This is a genomic window from Halapricum salinum (assembly GCF_004799665.1).
Taxonomy (GTDB): Archaea; Halobacteriota; Halobacteria; order Halobacteriales; family Haloarculaceae; genus Halapricum; species Halapricum salinum.
Map to the genome: position 1 here is coordinate 2,203,973 of NZ_CP031310.1, position 23,307 is coordinate 2,227,279.

A 23,307-nucleotide genomic window follows, 5' to 3' on the forward strand; every position below is an offset into this window, starting at 1 on the left:
TGACTACTACGAATATGACCGACTTTCCCTATAAAATAATTGGAAAGATCCAAGACGCCACTGGTGTGGGGGTTCTCGGACATAACACGGCAACAAGCGGGGAGACAATAGGCGTTGAGGGGAAGGTCGAGTCAACTAACGGTTACGGGCTATACACCGACAACGACGCACATATTGGCGGGAAATTAATCACAGGACAACTGGATGTCGAACCGCTTAAAATTGGTTACTGGACTGACTCTCACTACGGGACTGGAGAGCAAAAGCAGTTCGTTAGTACGAGTGCGCTAAACTCGAAAATCAGTGATTTCGCTGCTGATATGAATTCGTGGGGTGCTGATTTTGTCATTTTTGGCGGGGATAATGCGTTTGACGACCAATCAAGTCTCTCTGGGTCCCAAGAGAATCATCAAGAATTCTACGACCGGATGAGAACCTCTCTTGACAGTACTATTGGTATTCGGACTGTCGCTGGAAACCATGAGCACAACGAGTCAGTGACATGGGGTGATATGTGGTGGGCTGATCCGTACCCACAGATGGAAACACTCTCGGACACCTTTTATTCGATTGATCGCCACCAAGCTAAGATCATCGTACTGAACACTAGTTACGATGGTACCGATGATATTCAGGGTGGCACTCCGGCAGGCCAATATGAATGGTTCAAGTCGGAGCTTAAAACGACTGAGAAACCAATACTCGTCTTTACTCATAATCCAATTCCGCCGGCAAACCACTCTGGTTACGATTCTATTGGCATCAACAATGAACAGAAGTATAGTCATCTTATGGATTCCTACGATAATATCGTCCTATGTACATTCGGGCATGCTCACCACTCCAACACATACGGACGAGAGCCAACGTGGGTCAAGTCGATGCTCCAGCAGTGGGGGTCAACCCGGTATCTCTACCAACACTATCCTCACTCTGTTGGTGGCATCAATAGTACTGAATTAGATGAGACTATCACCCCCTACGCCAAAATCTCAGTATATAAAAATGGGAATGTCAGTATTGAGCAGTCATATCGTGGCGCAGGTACCGGATATGCAACAAACTGGCGCTTTAATGGCTTCTCGCAGGCGAACACTGAATCACACTACAATTCGATGGAGTGGGAGTATACCGACGGTATTCAGTCGCTTGATGGATATGCAGTTGAAACAACTGGAAGTGATTCGTCGGTTACGATTGAGACAGGAGGACAGCAGCCACATTATTATTTAAAAGCTGATGCAGAGAGTGGCAGTAATTCTGCACTCCGTTACCAGCGACGACCCACACCACTTGTCGCGAATGAGGGATTGGATTGGACTGATTGGATAACAAACGTTGTTATCCAGATAACAGACACATCTGGGATTGCAGGGTGGGTGACTCGTGGTGGGATTATGGGCGCCTCGAGATCGGCATACGCAGGATTGTATTTCAATGATGGTACTCTCTGGGGCCAAGTCTCTGATGGGTCCGGCGACCGACAACGGACCGCTACGCTTCCGTGGCCTAATGAGCCCACTCATTATCAAATGCGCTACGACCACGAAGTCGGTCGTTTCGACGTAAGTGTAAACCACAACACAGTTAATGGGCTTTGGAGAGTGGATGAACATATACCTTCAGTTGACCATTCGGAGAATGGTGGCGATCCGGATGATCCGTGGAAGTTGCTTAACGCAACGGTACGCAACAAGGGGAGTTCTCAAAAGGGACTCCGGATTTTCGATTGGTCCATTCGGATGAGCCCGTATATGAACTTCACGCTATGATGTTTCAGGCTTTTTTCGCGGATGACTTACCGACTTTATTACAGATATTGTGTGAAATATTTAGATATTTTATATATTGGCAAGATGGCTAAGTAGAAGAGAAATATATTGTCTGGATAAACTGGACTAGGATGTGTGTTTTTATCTGGCGGACATTTGTCTGATTTGGATTTAGCATTCATCTCTGAAGAGTATATTAACATATCTGAAATTAAGCGCACAACGAGGGAGCGCGGCGTCCCACTTTGCACATATTATATATGGCTGTCATATCCATTGATAAATAATAATGGTGCCAGAATTGCGCTTACAGAGTATCGGTTCAGGCCCGCGATCTGGTGACCGGAAGAACGGTTCTGGCAAACCGGATGAGAGGTTTACGCGAGGTCTGGAATAGGGCACACTGTACGCCGTACACGACGGCTCCAGACACGATAATGAAGGCTAGATCGTAAACCGAATTTATGCCGATTACACTGGAGAGAGCGAACACGGCAACGCCCATTACCGTCGCAGAGACACCAATCGTTAGTACCTGTGCGGAAGGGAAAACCAGTTCCATCTCAACATTCAAATAATAAACGATAATTATGGTTGAGATAGTGAACGCAACAGAGGTAGCCACGGCAGCACCAACTGCGCCGTAGAGAGGAATGAGCGCTATGTTTAACACAACGTTGCCCACTCCACTGGTTAGCGCTGCAATCGCACGGTACCGTGGCTTGTCAATACCTGACAACACGTTCTTGTATATTCTGTCTATGACCTCTATCTGTTTCCCGAGCAACAGGATTAGCAGTGGTATCGCTGCTATAACATATTCTTGGCCAAAAATGATCGTCAGTATATCCTCTCCGACTGAAAAGGCCCCGGCAGTAATTGGGAAAACTAAAAAGAACGACAGAAATATCCCGTCCGATATATGTCCACGTATTTTGTCTGTCTCTTTTTGCATATTGAGATTGCTGATCTCGGGGAGAAGTGCCGTCTCGATAGACTCCGTAAATATCATAGCGAGACTTCCGATCCGCCAAGCGATCTCGTATGCAGCAACTACCGCAGGCCCAACAAAATACCCTAAAATTGTTATATCTGCCCAGTTATATAAATATCCGTCAACGAAACTCACTGAACTCCACTTCCAGTATTGGATCAACGACCGGGCGTGATACAGTGTTGGCCGACCGATTCTAGTTGACATCCGATAGAATGCTAAGCCTGCAGCTACGAGATTACCCAAAATAAAACTGATCACGAGTGCTCTGACTGCGAAGCCCCGGTAGATTAGCAGTGCCCCACCTACTACCCAGACAAGCTTCTGGAAGAAAAGAATGTCCGCGGTGCTCCCCACTCTTAGTTCGCCTTTCAGTACGCCGATACCGAGTCGATTGAGACGAACGACTACAATACCGAGTATCAACCATAGCACTAGGTCCGTTTTGAAATACCAATTTACAACCGGGCTCGCGATGAATACCAGTATCCCGGTGAGGGTGGTTGCAATGATCATAAGGGCGATTGACGTGCCAAAAAATTGTTCGCGGTTTATGTCCTCACTCAGTCGTTTTACTAGTGCCCCACCCTGTCCAAAACTTGCAGGGATGCTGAGTAGTTGCAGAATACTCTGGTACAAAAAAAATGTCCCAAGCGCGCTCTGTGGAATTCGCTGTGCGAAATACGCCAAACCGACGAACGTCAGCACTGCATTGCTGAAACGTGCAACAAATAGCTTGGTTGATGACTTGATCAGTTCCATACTGTCAGCGGTTCTCAGCTATCAGATGGTATGTATCGCCGTCCTCGTTGACCCGTTCGACATTGAACCCCATGTCACGTAGATACGCTTCTATGTCGTTTGGATTGTTTCCAAAACGGCGTATCTCTTCTCTGTGGACCTCACAGTAGATGGCACGGGTTTGCTCAAGATGGTCGCCTAGACCGGTTAGCACGCCGAGCTCCGCCCCTTCGACGTCGATCTTTATTACATCAGGAATTGGTAGTTCATAGGTTGTAATTAACTCTTCACCCCTGTAAGTGGGCACGTAGTGTTCCTCCTCTCCTCCGATACTCAGGTCAGCTACGCCTGGAGCACCGGAGCTCAACGGAAATGGGGACATACACGTTTGATCGGATACAAGAAGCTCATAGCTTCGTACGTTTCCGTTGTTCTTATTCATACTCTTGTGCATTCTATCCACGTTATCAGAGTGTGGCTCAAAGGCGAGCACAGTCGCATTGGGGTAGTTATTTGCAGCAAACACCGAATAGAGGCCGATATTCGCTCCGATATCGAACACTACGTCATCTGGTTCCATCTCTGAGAGGAACCGTTGAAGCACCTCCTGTTCACCTTTGAAATTACCTAATGAAAAATATTCTTCACTTGATGTAACTGTAAACGTTGCACTGTACTGCCCAGTACGTTTGATCAACTCACCACTGGTTTGGTAGAGTAGTAGTCGCTCATACGCAAAGGAGAGTATCGGCTTCAACCTCGTTCCGTCTACTATAGACTTCAATCTCCCCCTATATAATCTTCTTAACCGTTGTGCCATTGATATCAGTGGTATGCAGGTCAGCGGTTTAATTTATCTGGTGTCCGTTTCGGGAGCCAACACTGCTGGGGAATATTACTACACTTGACAAATAATGGTGCGGCGTCCTGCTAGTCGCTGGTGTAACAGGTATTGTTTATTCATCCAGAAGGATGCATCCGTATCAAAAAGGTTTTCGTGTCAAAGAGCCCTAATTCTGGTGTTACTGTATGGCTACACCGAACGTAATTGTACTTGTTCTTGACTCTGTCCGGCGTGATCACACCTCGACCTACGGGTACGAGAGAGCGACAACGCCAAATCTGAGCCGTCTTGCGAAAGAGGGGTTGTCCTTCACTCACGCGTACGCGACCGGGTCATGGACTGTCCCCTCTCACGCTTCGCTATTTACTGGACAACTGCCAACGAAACACGGCACGCACGCGAATAATTTTCATTTCGAGTCCGCGCCCTCAGATACGCTTGCGGGACGTCTTGCGAGTGAAGGGTACGAAACGGCTCTCGTTACCCCGAATCCGTGGTTGACCCGTGATTTCGGTTTCGATACGGGTTTTGACGACGTTTTCGACCTTACTGTCACGCTACCTCACCCGTCTGCGGGCGATCCGCGACGCCTTGAGGTAGACGCGAAGTCAGTACAAGGCGTGCTGGAATCACTACGCTGGATGGTATCTGAACAACCACTTCGCCGTCTCCGGAATGGGCTCTTTCTTAAACGGAAAGACCTCTCGTTTGTTGACGCTTCAACAATCAACGAGGAGATAACTGATTGGCTGGGCGAAAACAGGGGCGACCGGCCGTTTTTTTTATTTGCAAACTATCTCGACGCTCACGATCCGTACCGTATCGGCTCGCAGCACAACGAGTTTATCGAGGATGGGCCACACGGGGAACTTGGTGTCAAGTGGAATCTTGCGTCGATCGGTTCTCCTCCGGATGTCGATGCGGATCTGCTTCGCAATGCATACGACTCATCGCTCCATTATTTGGACGAACAAGTCGGAGAGCTTGTTGACAGTCTGAGTGACAAAGGATTGTTACATAATACTATGATCGTGGTACTAGGTGACCATGGTCAATGCCTGGGTGAACACGGGTACTGGGGTCATGGGACGTTCCTCTATCAGGAGTTGTTGGAAGTGCCGCTGATCGTGCGGCCACCCGGTGGGTGTTCGAGGAATGAAATCGAGAGCACCTTCTCGGTGTGTGACGTATTCGATTTGATTCTAGATACTGTCGAAACTGGAGAACTCGAACTGCCGGGGAGATCTGACGATGATAGAGTTGTTGCGGAGTCAACAGGGAAGCATCAGAACGTCGAAGTTCCGTCAGGCAGTGTTTCGTCGGATGGATACAGGGCGTCGGTAGTTGATGGCCGCCTGTTCATACGGAATCTGGAAAATGGTGACGTACGGACTGGGAGAAATGGAGAGCTGATAACCAGTGAAGACTTGCTCGACGACCTTGCCGCTACTGAGCAACAAGCACTTGACAGTGGTGAGATTCAAGAGCTGAACGGCGACAGCCATTCTGGTGTAGAGATCAGCGATACGCGACGCGAGCAACTGGAAGGATTAGGATATTTATAACCCTTACAATCCACACTCCAGAATATAAAGGCTCAGCGCCGGAACTGTTTCAGCACACTTGGCAGGGAATTTGCTTGCGGTTACAGCGATTCCCCCCCTTTCCTATGTCTATAAAAATCTGGTCTTGGTTGACACCCCCATTTAAACACAAAGACATAAGTCGTTCCACAGAAACTCAGACATATATCCACAAGTGGGGAAGCGGCAGATTGCCATTCCACTGGAGGAAATTATGACAAACGATAAAAATACAGAAGAGGAAGATACGAAATCGTCTTTCAGAAGTACCCGGCGGGGAGCTCTTGTTTCGCTGGCTGGCCTCGGGCTTCTTTCCGCAAGTACTGGAACAGCAACTGCAGATGCTGCGGACGACCACGACCACGTCGGCCAAAGCTGGACTGGTGACCCAGGCAACCGAGGCCTTTTAGTCAATGTTGGAACCAACACCCCGAAAGCTATCGAGGGGGCATCAAGTGATCCGAATGCAAAGGCCTTTGTCGGATTTGCCCAGTCTTCAAGTGGTTTTACAGAGGGATTCAGGGGTACGGTCCAGTCTCCTGATGGTAAAGGCGTATACGGTCGAGGAACAGCCGGTTCAGGGGCTTCTATCGGTGTTGAAGGCCGATCGCAGTCATATGAGGGGTATGGTGTCATCGGGCGAGCTCGGAACGGGAGCGGAACGTCATACGGTGTTGCCGGATTTACCAGTAGCCCCGACGGATATGGGCTGTACACACCACACGACGCGAAAGTCGACGGCGATCTCGAAGTCGGTGGCTCGGTGCAAAACACCCTGAACGTCAATTCGGACCTGCAGGTCACGGGCACGAAGAACTTCGTGCAGGCGGTCGACACGACCGCAGGAACGAAGAACGTCCACTACACGTCCATCGAGGCAGGCGAGGTCCGGACCGAACACACCGGCGTCGCAGAGATGGAAGACGGTCACGCGCTGATCGAGCTGCCAGAGCACTTCGACATGGTTACCAGCGACGAGGAGCCGATCGCCGTGCAGGTGACGGCTCACGCCGAGGAGAGGGTCCATCCGCAGGTCGTCGAGAAATCGACGCGCTTCGTCTCTGTCGAGGACTTCGGTGATGGCCCCGCCGACTACAGCTTCTCGTATACGGTCAAGGGTGTCCGCGCAGGCTACGAGGACGAAGAAGTCGTTCGCGATCAGTAACAATTCCGGCTTTCTATTTTGTCGCCAGCCGACACTACAAAACGGCTTTACAACAGGGAGTGCTATCGCCCACAAGCGATGATACACGACGTCGAACTCAAAGACCTCCAGGTCAACCTCGACGAACGCGGAACACTCACGGAAATCTGGCGCTCTGACTGGGATTTCTTCGAGGGTGAGGACGAACCCGCGATGTCCTACCTCTCAGTTTCATACCCAGGCGTAATCCGCGCCTGGCACCGCCACACCCGCGGACAGATCGACCACTTCGTGGTCCCACACGGCAACGTGAAAGTCGGGATCTACGACGACCGTGAAGACTCACCGACACAGGGCGAACTCGATACGTTCGTCATCGGCGAGGACAACATGCAGGCGGTCCGCATCCCCGGCGACTGCTGGCACGGCTTCAAGGTCGTCGGCAACGAGCAGGCGACCCTGATCAACTTCCCAACGAACCGCTACGACTACGAGGATCCAGACGAGGAGCGCTTGCCGCCGGATACCGACGAAATACCTTTAGACTGGGACGAACAGATCTACTAACGATGAAAGGCGTCCTCCTCGCTGGCGGGACCGGGTCTCGTCTCCGTCCGATTACCCACACCGGCCCGAAACAGCTGCTTCCCGTGGCGAACAAACCGGTCCTCGAATACGCGATCGAAGACCTTCGCGACGCCGGGATCACCGAGATCGGTGTCGTCCTCGGCAACAAGGGTAGAGAGGCGATTCAGGATCACCTCGGAGATGGGTCACACCTGGGTGTCGACATCACGTACATCGTGCAGGGCAATCCGCTGGGACTCGCCCACGCCGCAGCGTGTGCTCGCGAGTTCGTCGGCGACGACGACTTCGTGATGTACCTCGGCGACAACATCCTCAAACAGGGGATCGAAGAGCTGGTCGAGAGCTTCGAAGCCGGTGACTTCGGGGCCGGGATCGCGCTGCAGGAGGTCGAAAATCCCCGGGAGTTCGGGATCGCCGACACGAATGCCGACGGCGAAGTCACCGCACTCGTCGAGAAACCGGACGACCCGCCGAGCAATCTCGCGCTCATCGGGATCTACGCGTTTTCGAACGCGGTGTTCGACGTGATCGAGGAGCTCGAACCGTCCTGGCGGGGCGAGCTGGAGATCACCGACGCGATCCAGGAACTCCTCGAATCCGGGCACGCGATCGACTCGCACGTCGTCGAAGGGTGGTGGAAAGACACCGGCCGACCGGAGGACATTCTTCACGCGAATCGACTCGTCCTGAAGGATATCGAATCCGAACACGCTGGAACTATCGAAGCGGGTGCCGAAGTCGTCGGTCGGGTCGAACTCGCACCCGAAGCCACGATCGAATCCGGCGCAGTCGTCCGGGGCCCAGTATCGATCGCGGAGGGGTCGACAATCGGGTCTGAGACGTATGTCGGCCCGTATACGTCGATCGGGCCCGACTGCGTCGTCGACGGCGCCCACATCGAGAACACTGTCCTCGTCGGAGAATCCACAGTCACGAGTGACGGAAAGATCGTCGACAGCCTGGTCGGCCGAAACACGACGATCGGAAGCGCGGCAGACGAACTCCCTGACGGCCGACGACTGATCGTCGGCGAGAACTCCAATCTCAAACTATAACGATGCGCGTCATCACCCACAGCTGTCCGGAGTGTGGCACAGTGGTCGCGGCGAACGAACTGGAAGCGAACCGGGTCATGAAGTGTCCGGGCTTAGAGTGCGAGGCCGTCCTCAGGTTCGACGATCTCGATCTCGAAGCGCGCGAGCACTTCGTCGACCACCGAGAACAGTATCAGATCTAGTCGAGAGACAGCCACGGAGCGATCGCTTCGAGATCCGATTCGATCGTGGGCTGCTCTCTGTCCAGCAGGTCTTCGACTCGCGTCACGTCGAGACAGGAATACGCTGGCCGGGTCGCAGCACGATCGACGTCCGCTCGCGAGCCCGCTTCGAGCAGCTCTTCGCCGCGTCCCGTCTGGCGGCTGATCTCCCGGCCGAACTCGTACGGGGTCACACACGAACTACTCGCGACGTGGACGACGTCGCGGAAGTCGGTTTCTAGCAGGTCCAGAATCGTTGCTGCGGCCTGACCGGCTCGGCTGGGTGTGACCCACTGATCGGTGAACAGTGGCGTCGGTTCGTCACGCCCGATTCGGGACTGTACCCAGGCCGGGAAGCCCCGCAATTCGTCGTCGGCCCGATGAACGCCGTAGACGAACGAGAGTCTCGGGACGAGCGTCGTCGCCGTAGACTCCAGTACACATTGCTCGCCCGCGAGTTTGGAACTGCCATACGCTTGCACTGGATTCGGATCGTCCGCCTCCGAGTACGGCGTCTCCCCGGTCCCGTCGAAGACGTAGTCCGTCGAGACGTGGACGAACTCGGAATCGATCGTCGCACAGTGGTCGGCAATCGTAGCCGGAGCCTCGGCGTTGATCGCCCGGGCCGTCCCAGGCGAGGATTCACAGGCGTCGACGTCGGTCATCGCCGCACAGTTGCAGACGACATCGGGCACGTAGTCGTCCAGCACGGCTTTGACAGCATTCTCGTCTCGGAGGTCAAGCTGTTCGAGTGGAACGTCGAAGGAGGGTCGCGAGGAGTGAAACGTCCCGGCGACCTCCCAGCCACGGCCGAGCGCGGTATCGACGACGTTGCTCCCGAGCAACCCGTTCGCACCGAGGACGAGAATCTGCATAGCGGCCCAAAGGGTGATGAAAACCATAAAATGAGCGGGTCGCCGTAGGGGAGATATGCACGTTCTCGTCACCGGCGGTGCGGGGTTCATCGGCTCGGCGTTCGTCCGGTTGCTACTCGAAGAGACGTCTCACACCGTGACGACACTCGACGCGCTCACGTACGCGGGCTCGAAGACGAACCTCGAAGAGGTACTAGAATACGACGATCACGAATTCGTCGAGGGCCGGATCGAAGACGAGGCGGCCGTCGACCCGCTTGTCGCCGAGGCCGACGCAGTCGTCAACTTCGCGGCCGAATCACACGTCGATCGCTCGATCGACGGGGCCGCCCCTTTCGTCCAGACCAACGTCGCCGGGACGCAGGTCCTTCTCGACGCTTCGCGTCGTCACGACGTCGACCGGTTCGTCCAGATATCGACCGACGAGGTGTACGGTCAGACCGTCAAGGGTGAGTTCTCAGAGACGGACCGTCTCCGTCCGCGAAACCCCTACGCAGCGACGAAAGCCAGTGCGGACCTCCTCGCGCTGAGCTATCGGACGACCTATGACCTTCCGGTGATCGTGACTCGGTCGTCGAACAACTTCGGCCCGAGACAACACCCCGAGAAGTTGATCCCGAAGTTCATCACGAGGGCGGCACGAGGGGAGGAACTCCCGCTGTACGGCGATGGAACCAACGTCAGAGAGTGGACGTACGTGACCGACAACTGCCGTGGTATCACGACAGTACTCGAACAGGGCGAAGCCGGCGATATCTACAACATCGGCAGTGGGGTCGAACTCCAGAACATCGAAGTCGCCCAGCACATCGTCGACGCAGTCGGTGCCTCCCGTGATCTGATCACGTTCGTCGAAGATAGGCCGGGCCACGACCAGCGGTACGCGCTCGATACCACCAGCATTCGTGAACTCGGCTGGGAACCCGAGTGGTCCTTCGAAGCGGGACTCGAACGGACCATCGAATACTATCTCTCATAACCTGCTGAACGTCATCTCCTCTCGTTCTTCTCGACCTAACGCACGCTCAGAACTCGAACGCGTACACCCCACCACCGTCGCCGGCGACGAACAGCCTGTCGTCGTCGACGATAGGCGCGGACCGAAGCTCACAGGGCAACTCGACGTGGCCCTCGGCCGTGCCTGCCTCGGCATCGAGGACGTAGAGGTCGCCCTTGAGCGAGCCGGCGACGAGTCGATCCCCACCGAGGGCGGGCGTCGCGGTGATGGCGATGTCCCACGTTCGGAACGCCCAGTCTGGGGCGTTGACGAGCACGCTTTCGTCGTGTTGAATCGCGTACATCGTCCCGCTGCCGCCGCCGACGTACACCCCGCGTTCGTCGAACACCGGTGCCGATCCGGCGCTCGTCCCGAAGAACGACGTGCCCCAGGAGAGCGAGCCGTCGTCACTGCGGAGCGCTCGCAGTTCGTTCGCGGCGAAGTAGACCATACCTTGCGAATCGTCGACGGCCGGCGAGCCCGCACCGACGTCCGCACTGAACGGCATCGCCCACACCCGACGACCGCCGTCGGCCGCGTCGTGGGCTCGCAACTCCGTCTTCGAGGTGAAGTAGAGCGTCTCTTCGACGCTCGAATAGGCGATGTCCGAGACAATTCGCGAGCCGGTGTCGAACTCGAAGAGCACCGATCCAGTCACGGCGTCCAGCGCGAGCAAGACGCCGTCGTTTCGGCCCACGTAGACAACGCCATCGCGAACGATCGGCGAGGTCGTGATCGCGCTCGGGCCCGCATAGCGCCACACGATCGATCCATCCTCGGCGTCCAGTGCGTAGACCGACCCGCCGCCGCTGCCGACGTAGACAATTCCGTCGTGATAGGCGGGCGAGGAGTCGGACATCGAGCCGTCGCGCTCGACGGTCCAGACGATTCGTCCGTCCTCGCGGGACAGTGCGTACAATGACGTGCCCAGTCCGCCCACGAATACGCGGTCGTCGTCGAGGGCTGGCGAACAGGTCTGGAAGGACGTCTCTATAGCAGTCTCCTGTCGCCAGACTGTTTTGATCTCGCTCGACGACCCTTCCACGCTACTATTCAGTCGCTTGACAATGATTAATTCTTCCCTTCCACACCACCTGTGATCGCGTGCCGGTTCGGAGCGAGTAGGGCGAGTCCGAGGGCCAACCAGTAGGGGCTCAGTACTGCCATCCACGACGGATTCCCTGCGGACAGCAGACGGCCCCGACGATACTGCTGGCAGGAGTCTTTATCGTGGTTGGCTCTTTCTTACTCTGAGAGTAGTCTGGTCGCGACGACGGGTGGGACACCAAGGGAATCATATGACAGAGCCGAAAGAGACAGCGACGGACACTGAATCGAAAACGACTGACAGCCAGCCGACAGCGTTCGACCCGGCGACCTACAAGGTGTTGGGTGAGCTTACCGACAGCACGGGAACCGGCGTGCTCGGTCGAAATCTGGCGACGACGGGCGACGCCGCGGGCGTGACTGGAACAACAGATTCTCCGGATGGGTATGGACTGGCGACCCCGGACGACGCGCTGGTAGAGGGGACGCTCTCGACGGTCGGCGAGTGGCTGGTGACTTCGAACGACACGCGCCTCTTTCTCCATACCGCCGAGGATCCGAGCGGCGACGCCGGCAACGTCCTGGCGGGCCACTCCGCGAACACCATCGGCGCGGGCGTCGCGGGTGCGACGATCGCTGGCGGTGGCTTCGACGACGGATCGTCCCCGGTCCCGAACCTCGTCTACGACGATTACGCGACGATATCGGGGGGACGGCAAAACGAAGCCGGGACCGACGACGGCGACCCGACGAGCGCGCGGTTCGCGACGGTCGGTGGCGGCGAGGACAACACCGCGTCGGCGAATCACGCGACAGTCGCGGGCGGGAACGCGAACACGGCAAGCGATCGGGAGACGACCGTCGGCGGCGGCGAGCGAAACGTCGCCAGTGGTCCGAACGCGGTGGTCGGCGGCGGGTACATCAACGAGTCGACGGCGACACAGACGACGGTCGCCGGCGGCCGCCAGAACGTCGCTGGCGGCGCGTACGACACGATCGCGGGTGGCTCGCGAAACACGAGCCAGGGATACGCCGCGGCGATTCCGGGCGGATACGAGAACAGCGTGACCAGCAACTACGGGGCCGTCGGTGGCGGCCAGCATAACAGCGCAACCAGATCCTACGCTACTGTGGGCGGCGGTCAGAACAACGACGCCAACGGTACCTACGCGACCATCGGCGGTGGCGGCCCCTCGGACCCTTCGACAGAGACGACACGAGAGAATACGAAAAACGAGGCCAAAGACGACTACTGTACCGTCGCGGGCGGCGGTGGAAACGTCGCCGGGGCTGGCTCGAACACGGCGCCGAACGCGACGGTCGGCGGCGGCACCGACAACATGGCCACTGACGAGCATGCGACCGTCGCTGGTGGCGACGCCAATACGGCCAGCGGTACCTACGCCACTGTCGGGGGCGGCACTGGGAACACTGCCAGTGGCGATCGGACGACCGTCTGTGGTGGGTGGAATAACCTCGCTGCCGGGGCTGGGTCGTTCATCGGCGGCGGCGGTGGGAGTTCCGCGATAAACGAGGCCTACGCCAGAAGCGCGGTCATCGTCGGTGGGTACGCGAACACGGTCGGCGATCCGGTCGACGAGTTCGTCGGCTGGGTGGGGACGATCGCTGGGGGATACGGCAACCAGAACACCGGCCAGTACTCGGCGATCGGCGGCGGCTTCGAGAACGTCGTCGATGGGAATCGATCGGTAGTCGCCGGCGGGAACCGAAACTCGGCCGGTGGTCCGAGGGCGATGATCCCCGGCGGCAGCAGCAACCAGGCAAACGGGGACTCGAGTTTCGCGGCCGGGACGAAGGCCGTCGCGACCCACGACGGCGCGTTCGTCTGGAGCGACTCGGCGTTCTCGACGTTCGAATCCACAGGCGATGATCAGTTCCTCGTCGACGCCGCCGGTGGGACCGGGATCGGGACGAACGCGCCCGAGAGCCAACTGCACGTCACTGACGCGATCGCCTCGAATTCCGGCGCGCCGTCGGGGCACGTCGCGACCATCGAGAACACCTCGACGAGCACCTCCGCGGACGTGCTCGCACTGAAGACCAACGCCTCGACGCCCGACGGTGCGAACAACTACGTCGTCTTCCTCGCGGCGAACAACGACGCCGTCGGAGCGATCGACGGGACCGGCGGGGGTGGCGTGAACTACAAGAGCGGATCGGCCGACCTGGCGGAGTACTTTCCGAAAGCCGATCCCGGGGCCGACTTCGAGGCCGGCGACGTCGTCGGACTCCGCGAGGGACAGCTGGTCGCCGACCCCGGAGCCTGCGAGACGGCACTGGTCGTCTCGGAGTCACCGATGGTGACCGGCAACGTTCCCGACGAAGAAGATGGCTACGCCTGTGTCGCGCTGCTCGGGCAGGTCCCGGTGACGGTCGAGGGAGAGGTCGCCGCTGGCGACCGACTGGTCGCAACTATGTCTGGGCGTGCCGTGCGGACCCAGGACGGTCCGGAGAGCGCCCCCACCATCGGAACCGCGCTTACCGACGCCGAGGACGGATCAGTCACGGCGCTGATCGGGCAGTCGGTGACCGCTCCGACCGGAGCCGAGGCGGAACTACGAGACGAGAACGAACGTCTCCGCGTGGACAACGCGGAACTACGATCGCGCATGGACGCTATCGAGACACACCTCGGACTCGACGCAGACCCCGCACCCGCGGACGACTGAATAGTCTCGGTGTATTTCTCAGAATCGATAGCTATCCCCCGAAAGCTAAGGTATCCCATATCCATCTGTTCGCATCCACTGCCCAGCATCGGCAGTGATCGGCGCGCTCAGCGACCACTGGTGACACATGACGGACTCCGAAGACCAGACCGACATCGACGACGAACAGCTCGACTCGACCCCACCATCTCAGGCGATGGCCGCCTCGTCGTACAAGATTCTGGGCGAGTTCTCCGATAGCTCGGGCGCGGGCGTCCTGGGGAAAAACACCGCGAGCAACGGGACACCGATCGGCGTGCAGGGTGCGGTGCCGAACGCCAGCGGCGGCTTTGGATTAGATACGCCCGACGACGCGCGAGTGGGGGGTGCGATCGAAACGCCGACCGGCCACAACCTCACCGTCGACGGATCGACGGTCTTTCGAACGGAAGCGCTGGGGACCGACGGGAACGGCAACACTACGGGTGGCTCCATCGTCGGTGGCATGCCGCTCAACAGTGCCAACGGTGCCGTCGGTGCGGTGATCGGCGGCGGTGGCGCGAGTGGCGACGAGGACCTGGGTGGTAGTATCGGCGTGCGAACGAACAATAACCAAGTCCTCTACGATTTCGGGACGATCAGCGGCGGCTTCAACAATCGGGCCTATTCTGAGGCAGTGGTGGCTGGTGGGAGCCGAAATACAGCCAGCAACACGCGGGCGACAGTGTCTGGCGGCTGGCGGAACGTCGCAAGCGCGTCCGGATCGACGATCGGTGGCGGCGGCTCGAACACCGCTGCCGGAACGGACGCGACCGTCGCTGGCGGGACCCTGAACGAAGCCTACACCGGGTTCGACTCGATCGGTGGCGGGAGTTACAACCAGGTCGGCTGGCCCAGCACGACGCCGAACCTCTACGGGACGGTCGGTGGCGGCTGGCTCAACCACGTCGAGGGGAAGTACGGGACGATCGCCGGTGGCGCGCCGAGCGACACGACCGACTGGACGAGCCAGAACGATACGAACAACACCGTCTACGACGACTACGGATCGATCGGCGGCGGTGGCGGCAACCAGGCTGGAACATCCACCTCGGGTACGGAAGACGGAATCTTCGCCACGGTTCCAGGCGGACGGGACAACACGGCCTCGGGCGCGTATAGCTTCGCCGCGGGCCGCCAGGCCCAAGCCGAACACGACGGCGCGTTCGTCTGGGCCGACTCGACCTCTGGCAGTGTCACCTCGACTGCGAGCAATCAGTTCCTGATCGAAGCAGGCGGCGGCGTCGGCGTGAACACGACCTCCCCGGACGCGCCACTCGACGTCGGCGGCGGGAACAACTTCGATCTCCAGGCGACGGAAGGCGATTTCAAGATCGGTGACGACACCCATCGGTTCAAGATCGGCGTCGCGACCGGTGGCGGCGGGGCCGGAATCGCCACCATGCGCGCACAGAGTTCGAACATCAACAAACTCAATCTCGGGGCCGGGACGAGCGACGTCGTCTCGATCGAGACCGATTCGGTCAGCAGCGTCTATCCCGCTAGCGACAACACCTACTCGCTGGGTAAGAGTGGGAATCGCTGGAGTGCGATCTACGCCGCCGACGGGACGATCCAGACCTCCGACGCCCGACTGAAGACCAACGTCTCCGATCTCGACAGCGGAATCGAGACTGTCCAGGCGCTCCGGCCAGTCTCCTACGAGTGGGACGAGGAGACCGATGAAGCCCAGGCGGAAGCCGACACTCGGCTGGGACTGATCGCCCAGGAAGTCGCCGACGTGGTTCCGGAAGCTGTCGTCGAACCCGAGGACGCCGACGGGCCCCTGGGACTGGCCTACGACATGCTGATTCCCGTCCTGCTGGATGCGGTCGACGAGCAGCAGGAGACGATCGACGATCTCCAGACAGAGAGCGAACATCTCCGGGAGCGAAACGCCAACTTGGAGGGGCGTCTGGACGCAGTCGAGGCCCATCTCGGACTGAGCGGCACTGATGGTACTGCGACGCCGGCTGACGACTGACTGTGTCGGCCGGCAGTCCAGCCGGTCGAGGATTGGCTGTGTCGGCCGGTAGTCCAGCCGGCCAACGACTGACCGATCCCGACACAGCGCCATCTCGGAACTCTTCTTCCCTGAGAACTATGGTGTCTGGCCTCCATCTTGTGTCATCTACTGCCCTGTCGACGACGGTTGGCGGACGCAGTGCCCGAAGGGAACTCATGACCGACGCAGAAGACCTCACAGAAGACGAACAACTCGACTCGAACGCACTCTCCCAGGCGATGGCCGTGGCTTCGACATACAAAATTCTGGGCCAGCTGACCGACAGTTCGGGAGTCGGAGTGCTGGGACAGAACGACGCCGAGAGCGGAACGCCGATCGGCGTCCAGGGCTCCGTCCCGAACGCCAGCGGGGGCTACGGGCTGTACACGGACGACGACGTGGGAGTCTTCGGGGACATACGGACGGTCGGTTCGCTCAACGTCGTCGTGAACAGCGACACCGTCGCGCAGATCCGAAGGAACCAGAGTTCGGGGGCAGCAGGCCAGGTCAGGTTCGGCCACTCCGAGAACCAGGCGTTCAGCTGAGGCGGTAGCGCGGAGTCCCCTTCCTCAAGGAACGAGCGAGGCGAGTGAGTAGGGAGGGGAGGAGCGCGTTCGTATGGACGATAGACACCATTCTATAAGTAGCCACGGCAATACATTGAAACTGTGGCAGACGACTACGTGCGTCGGACGGCAATCACTCGTCTCGAGGTCTCGGACGAGCAACGCGCCCTCCTCGAAGATACTATCTCCGAGTGGAAGCGTGGTTGCCAAATCGCTACAGACATGGCGTGGGGCAAGTGCAACGCGAAAAGCGACGTACAGCCCCTCGCCTACGATGAGCTTCGCGAACAGACCGACCTCGGTAGTCAGCACGCGATTCTCGCCACTCACCAAGCCGCACAAGCCATCACCGGCTGTATCGAACGCCTCTCGGCAGGCAAGAAGGTCAGCAAGCCCACCTTCAGCGCACCCACTGTCAAATATGACACCCGGACGATGACGCTGTTTGACGACGGTACAGTGTCGCTTTCTACCACGGAACGTCGCGTCCGGTGTGACCTTGCTCTGCCCGACGCTGACGACGGCTACCAGCGGCAGTACCTTGACTCGGACGAATGGAGCGTCACAGAAAGCACACTCACCGCCCGCGACGGCGACTACTTTTTGCACATCGGCTTCCGCCGACACAAGACCGATGCCGAACGGAACACCGCCGAGGACGGAACGGTTCTCGGGGTTGACCTCGGTATCGAAAACCTCGCCGTCACCAGCACTGCTTACTTCTTCAGCGGGCGAGAGTTAACCCATGACCTCCATGAGTTCGAGAAGGTGCGTGCGGGACTCCAACAGACCGGAACGCGAAGCGCCCACCGAACGCTCGAACAGTCGAGTGGCCGCGAACTTCGGTACATCCGTGACGTACTCCACCGAGCGTCGAACGCCATCGTTGATGAAGCACTCCGATACGAGTGCGACGTGATAGCGTTCGAGGATTTGACGGACATCCGCGACCGGACAGGAGCGTCGTGGGGTCACACGTGGGCGTTCCGAACGCTGTACGAACAAGTCGAGTACAAAGCCCAAGCGGTCGGCGTTTCGGTGAAACAGGTGGGTTCGGCGTACACGTCAAAACGGTGTGCTGAGTGTGGATTCACGGCAGATGAGAATCGCGCGACTCGCAACGACTTCCGGTGTGTGAAGTGTGGGTCGGAAGCGAACGCAGACTACAACGCGGCGAAGAATATCGGGATGCGGTACGTCCGTCGAGGCCAACAGTCGTCTCGGCGGACGGGCAACAGTCAACTTGCCCTAAAGTCTGGGACGGTGAACGCGAGCGGCGATTATACCGCCCACCGAGATTCGGTCAGAGCCGGAGTCCACGGACAAGCCCCGTCCTCAAACGCGAGCGTCAGCGAGCGTTAGGGCGGGGTAGTTGACACGCGGCTCGAAACCGTCGAAGCCCATCTTGGATTGGACGGAAACGGTGACACTGCCACGCCGGCCGACGACTGAAACGGCTTACTCGAAGGCGTAGACGACCCCGTCGGGAGCCCCGAGGTAGATCGCGCCGTTAGAGATCGTGGGCGACGACCGTGTCCCTGTCGGGATCGACATCGTATCGAGTTCGCTCCCGGTGTCGTCGAGCAGATAGAGCGTTCCGTCCGTCGAAGCGACGGCGATTCGCGTGCCGGTGTCGTCGACGGCCGGCGTCGCCGCGACGGCGTCGCCCGTCGCGTAGCTCCACGATTCCGAGCCGTTCGTGGCGTCCAGGGCGTACACGCTTCCATCGGAACTGCCGACGTAGATCGTCCCACTGTCGAAGGTCGGGTTCGAACCGGCCGTCCCGCCGTAGCCCGTACTACTCCACAGCTGTGACTTGCTCGCGGCGGCGTCGAAGGCGTAGACCTCGTCGCTGGCGACGTAGACCCGCCCGCCGCCGAGCGTCGGCGAACTCGCACCAAAGGATGAAAACGACGCCCGCCACTGCTCGGAGCCGTCCGTGGCGTCGAGCACGACCAGATCACCGTCTCGGGTCGTCACGTAGACGAGGCCGTCGGCGGCGGCGAGATCGGAGTAGACCGGCCCGCCGACCGATTGTGACCACTGCTGGCTCGCCGTCGAGGCGTCGAAGGCGTAGACGGTTCCGTCGTTGGTCCCGACGAAAACGGTGCTGTTGGAGACGGCCGGCGAGGACGTGATCGCACTTCCGAGATCGGGCGTGTCCTGGCTCGACCAGTGCCGAGTAGAGTCGTCGGCGTCGAGGCCGTAGAGTTTGCCCTGGCCGCTGCCGAAGAAGATCTGGTCGTTCCAGCGATAGCCCGAGGAGTCAGAGAGGCCGGGCTTCGAGCCGCGATCGAACGTCCAGCCGACGCTCGTTCCGTCGTCGACCGAGAGCGCGTAGAACGTCTTCTGGAGGCCGCCGACGTACACCTGCTGGGAGTCGACTGCCGGGGTGTTGAACTGGGCGCGACCACCGAGGTCTGCAGAGGTCCACTTCGTGCTCAGGGGGGCGTCCAATTCGGGAGAGAGTGTTTCCTTCGCAGCTTGGACGTCGAGATATCCGCCGCCGACGATCGTCGTATCGCTCTTGTCGACGTTGCTGTCTGGAATCCCCGCTCCAGTGTTCTGAAGGGCTGCAGCGACGTCTGTGTGATCGACGCCGTCGAGTTCGAATAGCAGGGTCGCGGCTCCGGCGACGTGTGGTGCTGCCGCAGAAGTCCCGTTGAATCCGTATGCAGGATCTGCAGTCGAACTGGCGGTGCCATATCCCTGGCTCGTCTGAGTGACGCGAGAGGGCCCAGCGATCTCTATGCCGTCCCTCCCGTCCCGTGTCGGTCCACGTGACGAATAGACCTTTACGTCGCCGGCACTCGGTTCGACCCCAAAGTTAGTCGCCTGGATGGCGGCTGTCGTCAGTGTGTGGCTATCCCGCGTCGTCGCCGGGATCGAGATTGACCGATCCGGCTTCGATTTGGTGAATCGCATGTCGGAGTCACTACCCCACAACCAGATGTCGAACTCGTGGTCACGACTCGCGCTCTCCTGTGTCACCTCGAAGTAGAGTGTTTCTCCACCCCGTCCGCTCGGAATCGAAAGGTAACTCCAGTCGGTGTTCGGAGAATTGCTCGTCACCTCGGTGGTCTTTGCGCTGTCCTCGTAGAGTGCAATCGAGTAGGTTTGCGATCCTTCATCCCAGGAGTCCCAGTTCGCGATGACGAATGCTCCCGCGTCGACGTCCTGAATTTCGAGATACGTCTCGCCGTCTTCGAACACCATCGTGCCGTCGCCACTGTCTTCGTACTGGCCATGCCAGACGTTCCCGTCTGCCTCGTTACCCGCTGAGATGGCACAGACACGCCCGCGTTCGGCTGCCGGATCGACTGCTGTAGGGTCCGATATCGTTTCGCCTTCGTTCGTGAACGTCTCTATCGCCTCGCTCGTATCGTCTTTACCGTCGAGCCGATTAGTCGGTGCACTCCCGAGTGAGATACTGACGACCGCCGTGTCGGGATGTTGTTGCTCGATCTGTTTCAGCATCGAGACGATGTCCCCGTCGTTATCACTCCCGCGGTACGCCAGCAGCACGAGGTCCGCGTTGGGGGCCATATCGTGGATAATCTCCGTACACCCGGTCCCGTGCATCTGGTCGCTCTCGACGAAGTACGAGGTCTGCTGTGGATCGCCGCTCTGAATCTTGTCGACGACGTTGCCTCCATAGTCGGTGTGCGACTCGGGCCAGAATCCGCCACCAGCCCCCGGGTTGAGGTCGATTATCGCCGTCTTGACTCCGCTGCCGGTAATCCCATCCGACTGTACCGTATCGGCATTGGAGACACCCACACCTTCAGATGTCGCATGGATCTTCGTCGGGAGTTCCTCGAAGACCTTCTCTACGTGGTCTGTCTCCGCAACGTCGAACACCTGCTCGGCAGTTGCCTTCGTCTTGATCACCCGTCCGTAGTCCGATCCGACCGTGATCCCCTTGCGCTCTAATTGGTCAACGACGCCGGATCTTGACGCTTCGTCGTCGAGTTGGATTTCGAGTTTGAACTCGTCCGTTGACGTCGCTTCCGCTGACTTCCACCGACTCTCCGTCAGCTCCGTCGAAGAACGAACATCGGGTAGTTTGTCGCGAAGCGGACCGACGATGCGATCGTATGCATCACTCATTATTGGCTCCCATGTGCCAGCGTATTATTGATCATACGCTATAGCAATAGCCACGTATTACTAGACTTTGACTTCATCGGTATAACTGACTCCCCGGCGAGGCGAAAAAATCTCGCTAAAGAGATGTCTATTCCTTCTGAGACTACAGAACAGTGATAGCGACGTGGCCAACGAGTGACTGAAATTGCACAGGCGCTATCGAGATTGGCTACGTGGGCTGGGGCTCGAATCGCCGAGTGACACGCTTGACGTCGTCGTCGAGCGCGAGATCGACCAGATCGCCAACGGCAACGTACGCGATGACAGTATCGCCATATTCCGAACGTTCCTCGGGAAGATACTCGGTCGGCGGATCACCGTTTGCAGTCAACGCGATCTCGACCTGAACGGCTCCGTCGCGAAGCGTCAAATCACGCTGTTGGGCGACTGATTCCCTGTCGTCGGCGAGAAACAGTTCGGTCAGGTCGTCTGAGAGCGGACTCGGTTCGGGCAGCTGTTCGACCTGTTGTCGTCGGTCGGCTGACTGTGAATCGTCTGTATCTGTCATCTGTGGATCGTCTGTCGTCACGTCACTGGGAGCGTCGTCAGCGGCTCCCAGACAGCCTGTGAGGGGCGCGCTGGCGAGCGCGAGCAGGAGGGCACGACGAGTCGGAGGGGCGGTCATAGTTCAGGTTCTACAGTTAGTTACGGGTAGTGACCTATGAAGATTGTGTCGTCACCGCTGGGACGGTCGAACACAGCGTGGAATCGCCCGGCCGGGAAAACACTAACACAGCGGCTGGACAACGCAGTGCCAGATGCACAAGCAAATGGGTCGGAACCACAGCGCCAGCCCGTGCAGTGGAGCGTCGATAGATGGCTAGTATCCTGGCCCCTGTCGCGGAGTACGCCTACAAGGACGGCGCGTTGGACTTCTACGGCGCCGTCGAACTCGACGCCAGTACCGGCGAGGTCGTCTGGTCGTTCGACTCCGTCGCGGCGGGGTTCCCGGTCGCTCGGCTCGAAGAGACACAGCGCGGCGTCAAACACCGCGGATTTCGGCCCTGCTCGGTGGAGCGTCTCGACGACGGGCAGACGCTCGTCTCGGGGTTCCGGGCGGTCGTCTGGGTCGACGAGACGGGCGCCGTCACCCGTGTCGAGGATCACGAACAGTTCAACGGCGTCCACGAGGCACAGGTGACTGCCCGCGGAACCTATCTCGTCACCGTGACGGGGATGGACATGCTCGTCGAGTTCGACACAGACTGGAACGTGGTCTGGACCTGGCGGATGTGGGAGCACGTCCCGGAGGAGACACGACCACCCGAGTACTACCCGCCGATGTTTCTCGACGCCGACGTCAGGGAGATGGCCTTTCACCCCGACGCTCGCTACCACCTCAACTACGCGACCTACGTCGACGAGGAGACGATCCTGGCCTCGGCACTGAACTACGGCGTGTTCTACCTCGACCGGACGACTGGGACGGTCCAGTCAGCGATGACCGACCTCGACGAGACGCACAACCCCGTCGAACTCCCCGATGGGGGAGTCGTCGTCTGTGAGTCCGGCCGTGACCGGATCGTCGAGACGGATATGAGCGAGGTCACTGGCGTTCTCCTCGACGACGATCTGTCGTTCGTCAAAGACGCCGATCCGGTCCCCGAGCCCGATGGAGCGGACACGTGGCTCATCGCGGACACCAACAACGACCGGGTGTTCCTCTGGGACCGGGCACGCCGGGAGACGGTCCGGGAGTTCGATCTCGGCGACGGTGCCAAGCCCTACGAGGCCGACTATCTCACCGGTGACGACTCCTTGGCGTAGGCGTCAGTGCTGGTAACCGGTCACTGGATCTCGACGTGTTCAGCGTCGATGCGGTCACCAGCAACGTCCCGAACGGCCAAGAGAGCGACGAGTTTGTCTGTATCGCGCTGGCTGGACGGGCTCCTATCCAGGTGTCTGGACCAGTCGAGCATGGAGACGTACTGGTGACAGACTCCGATCCCACGAGGCCAGCACACCTGCGAGCCCAGCCGACGACGAAAGCGCCTCGCAACCCGGACGACAGTTTTCGGAGTTATTTGCGACTTTCTGTC

Annotated in this window: 17 protein-coding genes and 1 pseudogene; 12 read left to right on the forward strand and 6 right to left on the reverse strand. The window is 58.7% G+C overall.

The window, feature by feature from the left end:
- The first annotated feature begins 14 nt into the window (after positions 1 to 14).
- Positions 15 to 1,772, forward strand: coding sequence for a metallophosphoesterase family protein (locus tag DV733_RS10970; RefSeq protein WP_136342335.1), 1,758 nt, complete (start codon positions 15 to 17; stop codon positions 1,770 to 1,772).
- Positions 1,773 to 2,094: 322 nt separating this feature from the next.
- Here DV733_RS10970 and DV733_RS10975 read toward each other — a convergent pair whose 3' ends face one another.
- Complete coding sequence (locus DV733_RS10975) at positions 2,095 to 3,528, reverse strand: flippase (RefSeq protein WP_049994654.1); 1,434 nt, start codon at positions 3,526 to 3,528, stop codon at positions 2,095 to 2,097.
- 4 nt (positions 3,529 to 3,532) lie between these two features.
- Positions 3,533 to 4,327 carry an FkbM family methyltransferase gene (locus DV733_RS10980; protein ID WP_079979507.1) on the reverse strand — a complete coding sequence of 265 codons (795 nt, stop codon included), beginning with the start codon at positions 4,325 to 4,327 and terminating at the stop codon, positions 3,533 to 3,535.
- A 209-nt stretch (positions 4,328 to 4,536) separates the two neighbouring features.
- Between DV733_RS10980 and DV733_RS10985 the strand changes: the two genes are divergently transcribed.
- The 5 genes from DV733_RS10985 to DV733_RS11005 all read left to right on the forward strand — a co-directional run bounded on the left by DV733_RS10985 (position 4,537) and on the right by DV733_RS11005 (position 8,903).
- On the forward strand, positions 4,537 to 5,916 hold the full coding sequence (locus DV733_RS10985) for a sulfatase (RefSeq protein WP_079979506.1): 1,380 nt from the start codon (positions 4,537 to 4,539) through the stop codon (positions 5,914 to 5,916).
- A 781-nt stretch (positions 5,917 to 6,697) separates the two neighbouring features.
- Complete coding sequence (locus DV733_RS10990) at positions 6,698 to 7,099, forward strand: hypothetical protein (protein ID WP_049994651.1); 402 nt, start codon at positions 6,698 to 6,700, stop codon at positions 7,097 to 7,099.
- A 78-nt stretch (positions 7,100 to 7,177) separates the two neighbouring features.
- On the forward strand, positions 7,178 to 7,645 hold the full coding sequence (locus DV733_RS10995; protein WP_049994650.1) for a dTDP-4-dehydrorhamnose 3,5-epimerase family protein: 468 nt from the start codon (positions 7,178 to 7,180) through the stop codon (positions 7,643 to 7,645).
- 2 nt (positions 7,646 to 7,647) lie between these two features.
- Positions 7,648 to 8,721 (forward strand): glucose-1-phosphate thymidylyltransferase, encoded by a 1,074-nt coding sequence (locus DV733_RS11000; RefSeq protein ID WP_049994649.1) that lies wholly within the window; start codon positions 7,648 to 7,650, stop codon positions 8,719 to 8,721.
- 2 nt (positions 8,722 to 8,723) lie between these two features.
- The gene (locus DV733_RS11005) at positions 8,724 to 8,903 is read left to right on the forward strand and encodes a hypothetical protein (RefSeq protein WP_049994648.1); all 180 of its coding nucleotides are present in this window, start codon (positions 8,724 to 8,726) and stop codon (positions 8,901 to 8,903) included.
- Here DV733_RS11005 and rfbD read toward each other — a convergent pair.
- On the reverse strand, positions 8,900 to 9,796 hold the full coding sequence (gene rfbD / locus DV733_RS11010) for a dTDP-4-dehydrorhamnose reductase (protein ID WP_049994647.1): 897 nt from the start codon (positions 9,794 to 9,796) through the stop codon (positions 8,900 to 8,902). The two genes, DV733_RS11005 and rfbD, sit on opposite strands and share 4 nt — an antisense overlap.
- 55 nt (positions 9,797 to 9,851) lie before the next feature.
- Between rfbD and rfbB the strand changes: the two genes are divergently transcribed.
- A complete protein-coding gene (gene rfbB / locus DV733_RS11015; RefSeq protein ID WP_049994646.1) occupies positions 9,852 to 10,775 on the forward strand; it encodes a dTDP-glucose 4,6-dehydratase in 924 nt (307 codons plus the stop codon).
- Positions 10,776 to 10,821: 46 nt separating this feature from the next.
- On the opposite strand, the gene DV733_RS11020 is transcribed toward rfbB, so the two are convergent.
- On the reverse strand, positions 10,822 to 11,838 hold the full coding sequence (locus DV733_RS11020; protein WP_049994645.1) for an outer membrane protein assembly factor BamB family protein: 1,017 nt from the start codon (positions 11,836 to 11,838) through the stop codon (positions 10,822 to 10,824).
- 253 nt (positions 11,839 to 12,091) lie between these two features.
- On the opposite strand from DV733_RS11020, the gene DV733_RS11025 reads away from it, so the two are divergent.
- From DV733_RS11025 to DV733_RS11040, 4 genes and pseudogenes are all read left to right on the forward strand, one after another.
- Positions 12,092 to 14,530, forward strand: a complete 2,439-nt coding sequence (locus tag DV733_RS11025) for a hypothetical protein (protein WP_049994644.1) — start codon at positions 12,092 to 12,094, stop codon at positions 14,528 to 14,530.
- Between the two features lie 127 nt (positions 14,531 to 14,657).
- Complete coding sequence (locus tag DV733_RS11030; protein WP_049994643.1) at positions 14,658 to 16,532, forward strand: tail fiber domain-containing protein; 1,875 nt, start codon at positions 14,658 to 14,660, stop codon at positions 16,530 to 16,532.
- Positions 16,533 to 16,729: 197 nt separating this feature from the next.
- Positions 16,730 to 17,098 carry a hypothetical protein gene (locus DV733_RS11035; protein WP_049994642.1) on the forward strand — a complete coding sequence of 123 codons (369 nt, stop codon included), beginning with the start codon at positions 16,730 to 16,732 and terminating at the stop codon, positions 17,096 to 17,098.
- A 123-nt stretch (positions 17,099 to 17,221) separates the two neighbouring features.
- Positions 17,222 to 18,491: pseudogene (locus tag DV733_RS11040) on the forward strand (RNA-guided endonuclease InsQ/TnpB family protein).
- 86 nt (positions 18,492 to 18,577) lie between these two features.
- Here the strand turns inward: DV733_RS11040 and DV733_RS11045 are convergent.
- Positions 18,578 to 21,229: an outer membrane protein assembly factor BamB family protein gene (locus DV733_RS11045; protein WP_049994641.1), complete on the reverse strand. Its 2,652-nt coding sequence runs from the start codon at positions 21,227 to 21,229 to the stop codon at positions 18,578 to 18,580.
- A 208-nt stretch (positions 21,230 to 21,437) separates the two neighbouring features.
- A complete protein-coding gene (locus tag DV733_RS11050; RefSeq protein ID WP_049994640.1) occupies positions 21,438 to 21,893 on the reverse strand; it encodes a hypothetical protein in 456 nt (151 codons plus the stop codon).
- Positions 21,894 to 22,084: 191 nt separating this feature from the next.
- Between DV733_RS11050 and DV733_RS11055 the strand changes: the two genes are divergently transcribed.
- Complete coding sequence (locus tag DV733_RS11055; protein ID WP_049994639.1) at positions 22,085 to 23,035, forward strand: lactonase family protein; 951 nt, start codon at positions 22,085 to 22,087, stop codon at positions 23,033 to 23,035.
- The last annotated feature ends 272 nt before the right edge of the window (positions 23,036 to 23,307 follow it).